A 1,435-nucleotide genomic window follows, 5' to 3' on the forward strand; every position below is an offset into this window, starting at 1 on the left:
TAGTCACTTAAAGAAAGTTTGATGAGAAAAGGCATTTTATTAGCTGGAGGTTCAGGCACTCGGCTATACCCTATCACCCAAGTGGTTTGTAAACAGCTATTACCCATTTACGATAAACCGATGGTTTATTATCCTTTGTGCACTCTTATGCAAGCTGGTATTACTGATATTTTGCTTATTTGTGCCCCTTCAGATTTAGCTCTTTTCAAAGCACTTTTACGCTATGGTTTTTCCTCACTCATTCAACATATTACTGATAGACTAGGACACGATCGCCGCTATGCTATTGATGCGAGTAAATTGACTACTACATTGCATTGGACACCAAAACATAACTTCTCGGATGGTTTACGCCAAACCGTTCAGTGGTATTTGGCTCACTATCAATGAAAATATTAACGTTTGGTCAAACCGGTCAACTCGCCAGAGCCTTAAAACGTGTTCAGCCCAAAACTGCAGAACTAATCCAACTCAGCCATCAACAAGTTGATATTACTCAGCCACAACTCATTGATGAAGCGTTAGCTTTTTATCGGCCCGATATCATCATCAACTGCGCGGCTTATACTGATGTAGAAAAAGCACAAATAAACCCAGTCGCAGCAATGCAAATCAATGCATTGGCCGTTGAGTATATGGCAAAAGCAGCCAGTAATTATGGAATCAAACTAATTCAATTGTCGACTGATTATGTATTCGATGGTCGCTCATCGACACCTTATTCTGTGACACAAAAACCATCAGCCATTAATGCTTATGGGCAGTCAAAATTACTCGCCGAAGAGACATTATTGAGCTATCAATCTGCTCTATTTTGTATTGTGCGAACTTCTTGGCTTTACCATCACAGCGGCAATAATTTTGTTACCACTATGCTAAAGTTAATGACGCAGTCACATAATCAACAAACGATAGGATCAAGCGCAAACAACCCCATCAAAGTTGTTAACGACCAAACGGGCAGCCCGACAATGGTTGACGATTTTGCACGTTTTCTGTGGAAACTGTGTTCACAAAAACAATGGTCAGCGATTTACCATTGGAGTAATGCAGGTAAGTGTACTTGGTATGAGTTTGCTCAAGAGATCAAAACACAAGGAATAGCGTTAGGCTTATTACCTCAGTCAATTTATTTACAACCTATTACATCAGAACAATATGCTTCTATCGTTAATAGACCCGCTTTCAGTGTGTTAGACACCCGCTTATCACACACACTCGCCATACCAAAACCTTGGCAACAACAATTAGCTCAATGCCTTAATGAGCTGGTGCTGAGTAAAGTTTGATTGTTTACAGTAAAAAATGAATTGTCATATCAGTGTCATCTTTACGTGCAATAATTTTTACCATCAAGGATGAAATATTTCGCTTTAGCTTGTCATTAACTTTAGGTAAAAAGAGGCTGTACCAACAGAGGTACAGTTATCTGGAA

At 39.4% G+C, this 1,435-nt stretch carries 1 protein-coding gene and 1 pseudogene; both read left to right on the forward strand.

The features are described from left to right. Positions 1 to 21: 21 nt before the first annotated feature. Positions 22 to 228: pseudogene (locus CXF78_RS21335) on the forward strand (sugar phosphate nucleotidyltransferase); the annotation flags it as partial. A gap of 158 nt (positions 229 to 386) precedes the next feature. Next, positions 387 to 1,289 (forward strand): dTDP-4-dehydrorhamnose reductase, encoded by a 903-nt coding sequence (gene rfbD / locus CXF78_RS00425; RefSeq protein ID WP_102035678.1) that lies wholly within the window; start codon positions 387 to 389, stop codon positions 1,287 to 1,289. The last annotated feature ends 146 nt before the right edge of the window (positions 1,290 to 1,435 follow it).

Source organism: Shewanella sp. 11B5, from assembly GCF_002836795.1.
Lineage (GTDB): Bacteria > Pseudomonadota > Gammaproteobacteria > Enterobacterales > Shewanellaceae > Shewanella > Shewanella frigidimarina.